Raw genomic sequence first — 2,829 nt, 5'->3', positions numbered from 1 at the left:
CACTTTCGGTGTCTGCGGGCCTTCGCTATGTCTGAGAACTGCCGAGTTGATCGAAGCCATGGCGTGGTGAGTTGAGAATGTTTTTCAGGGTCTATACTCTAGAAAATGAATATTGCACTCAGTGCACAAAGGTGTAAATTATTCACCCCACTCAACCTGCATCCTCTCAACCCCTCATGAAAGAAAACCTCATGTCACACAACGCACACCCCACCCGCCGCACCATCCTCACCGGCGCAGCATGGGCACTGCCCATCATCGCAGCCTCCGCCGCCGTACCCGCATACGCTGCCAACGGCGCGCAAACCGGCACCTCCCACACCATCAAGGGACAGGCAAACGGCCGCAAGACCGTCAAAACCTTCACCGTCCCGGCGGGTGTACGCGAACTCAGCTTCACCCTCACCGGCGGCGCGGGCGGCACCGTCATGGCACGCAGCCAGGGCGGATGCGGCGCCAAGGTTACCGGTACCGTCAGCGTCACCCCCGGCGCAACCGTAGAAATCGTCGCGGCAGCCGGCGGTATCGGCGTGCTTGAGCGCGTCACCCGCAATGGCGCAAGCTGGAACGAATCCAAGCCCGCAACCGGCGGTGAAGGCTACGGCAAGGGCGGCTCCTCCGCCGCTCAGGTCACCGTTCCCGCAGGTCCGAAGGCTATTATCGACGCGGCAAACCCCCGCACCTACGGTAACCCCACCGCAGGCGACGGTGCACCCCACACCCACTTCAAGCGCAGCATTTACGCCGCATCCGGTGGCGGCTCCTCCGCACTGCTGGTCAACGGCACCGTGGTTGCTATCGCAGCAGGTGGCGGCGGTGGACACGTGCGTAACTCCAGCTCCACCGCACCGCTGCCCGGCTCCAGCTACGCCATTAGTCCGGTCTGTGGCCTGGAATGGGTGCGCGGCGGCTCCGGCGGTAATGCAGAAGCCGCCATGGGCTATGAAGGTGCCGCCGCAAGCGACGCCTACAGCGTCGAGGCGAACCTGCAGATCATCGCAACCCCCGGCACGGGTGGCTCCAGCGGTCGAGGTGGCATGGGTGCTATCCCCAATAGCTTGCCCACCGGCGACCACGGTCTGGTCGGCTTCGGCTCCCAGAACAAGCAGGTCATCCACAGCACCAGTACCGCGGGCGCAACCGGCGGCAACGGCTTCAACGCGAACGGTGCGGACGGCGTGGGTGCGTACGCCTACCAGTACGACAAGAACGACCCCGCGAACCTGACCGGCACCGCAACCGCACGAACCACCAGCATCACCATTAGCAAGAACTTCTTCGGCTACCAGACCGTGGTTTCCGCTGGCGGCGGCGCGGGCTACGGCGGTGGCGGTTCCGGCGCGGCGAACGCAGTTTCGGCAATCATTATTTCGCAGCAGTGGTGCAACAACCCGAAGAACCCGCGCCGCGCGGTCGGCTACGTTCAGCAGGGTGGTGCCGGTGGCGCTGGCGGATCCTACCTGGCACCCAGCGTGCGTAACGGCGCGATTGTTGGCACTAAGGAGGCGCCGGTCGGCCCGAACGTTCGCGTGAACGGCATGGCGGAGGTTCGCTTCAAGTAAGCGGCTCGGTTGACTAAGTAGCCTCAGCTACTCGGTTTGTATTGCTCGATGAGCCGCGGGCACGCTAAGAGGCGGGGAGCCTGGGATAGTACATCCCAGGCTCCCCGCCTCTGTATATTCAACGCCTCTGTATCTTTAGTACCTGCCTGAAATGGCGAGTTACCTACAGCGATAGTGGAGGTTAGAGAACCTCAACCACCTCGACGCCCTCATCTTCAAGCTCGGCAACCACGTCGTCGAGCTTGTCCTCGTGCACGGGCGCGGTCAGGTCAACCAGAACGCGAGTCTCGTAGCCTGCATCGACCGCATCGCGAGCGGTTGCCGACACGCAATAATCGGTGGCGATACCGACAACATCGACGAACTCGATACCGCGCTCATCCAGCCACTCCGACAGGGGAGTCTGCGGGCCGTCCTCAGACGCATCCGCACCAGGCTCGTGCTCGCCGGTTGCGACCTCATCCTCGGGGGCGAGAAGACCCTCAAAACCCGAGTAGGCTGCCTCGAAGCGGCCCTTGCGGAAGTACGCCTCAATGTAGTCGGTGTCCAGGTTCTCGTGAATCTGCGCGCCTTCGCTCTTGGCGACGCAGTGCACCGGCCAGGAGTCAACGTAGTCGGGGGTGTCAGAGAAGTGCGAGCCCGGATCGATATGCCAGTCCTGGGTGGCGACAATCGCGTCGTAGCGGTGGTGGTTGTTCTCCACGTATTCGCTAATCAGCGCGGCAACGTCCGCACCGCGCTCGGTGGCGAGGGCGCCGCCGGCGCAGAAATCGTTCTGCACGTCAACAATAATCAGTGCCTTAGACATGTCTGTCCTTTACAAATAGGAATGAGTTTTCACTCTGATTCGCCGAGTGAAATTCGCCGAGTGAAAACAGTATCTCAGAAGGGTGGTTTAGATGAACTCGGTCGGAATGATCGGCTCACCCTCCGAGAGGCGGCGGGCAGCTTCGGGAAGCTCCGCCAGGGAGGCTGCGTGGCGGGCGGTCGCGCGGCGCACGCCTTCCTCGCCGGTGAAGCCGGGGATCAGCTCGCCGTTGCGGACGAAGTCCACCATGAGCGGGCGGGTGTCCTCAAGCAGGTTCGGGTCCTCGTGGGTGCCCAGAACCTCGGCGGTTGCGATGCCCATGCCGTTGAGTCGGCGGGCGGCACGCTTGGCGCCACCGATGGATGCCTTGCCAGCCGAAGCCTTGGCGACCGGCTGCATTTCGCCAGCGGAGTTCTCGCGCTCAACGACCTTGTACACCATGGAGGAGGTCGGCGCACC

2 protein-coding genes and 1 pseudogene are annotated in these 2,829 nt (G+C 63.1%); 1 reads left to right on the top strand and 2 read right to left on the bottom strand.

Annotation, left to right across the window (positions count from 1 at the left end; translation table 11 throughout):
* The first annotated feature begins 191 nt into the window (after positions 1-191).
* A complete protein-coding gene (locus tag HXO69_RS08885; protein WP_296546604.1) occupies positions 192-1,562 on the top strand; it encodes a hypothetical protein in 1,371 nt (456 codons plus the stop codon).
* Positions 1,563-1,743: 181 nt separating this feature from the next.
* Here HXO69_RS08885 and HXO69_RS08880 read toward each other — a convergent pair whose 3' ends face one another.
* Positions 1,744-2,370, bottom strand: a complete 627-nt coding sequence (locus HXO69_RS08880) for an isochorismatase family protein (protein WP_049354837.1) — start codon at positions 2,368-2,370, stop codon at positions 1,744-1,746.
* A gap of 87 nt (positions 2,371-2,457) precedes the next feature.
* Positions 2,458-2,829 (bottom strand): annotated as a pseudogene (locus tag HXO69_RS08875) (nicotinate phosphoribosyltransferase); the annotation flags it as partial.

The organism is Rothia sp. (in: high G+C Gram-positive bacteria) (genome assembly GCF_015265375.1).
In the GTDB taxonomy this organism is placed as follows: Bacteria; Actinomycetota; Actinomycetes; order Actinomycetales; family Micrococcaceae; genus Rothia.
Note: the sequence above shows the minus strand (reverse complement) of the source record. Positions and strands in the feature narration are given on the sequence as shown.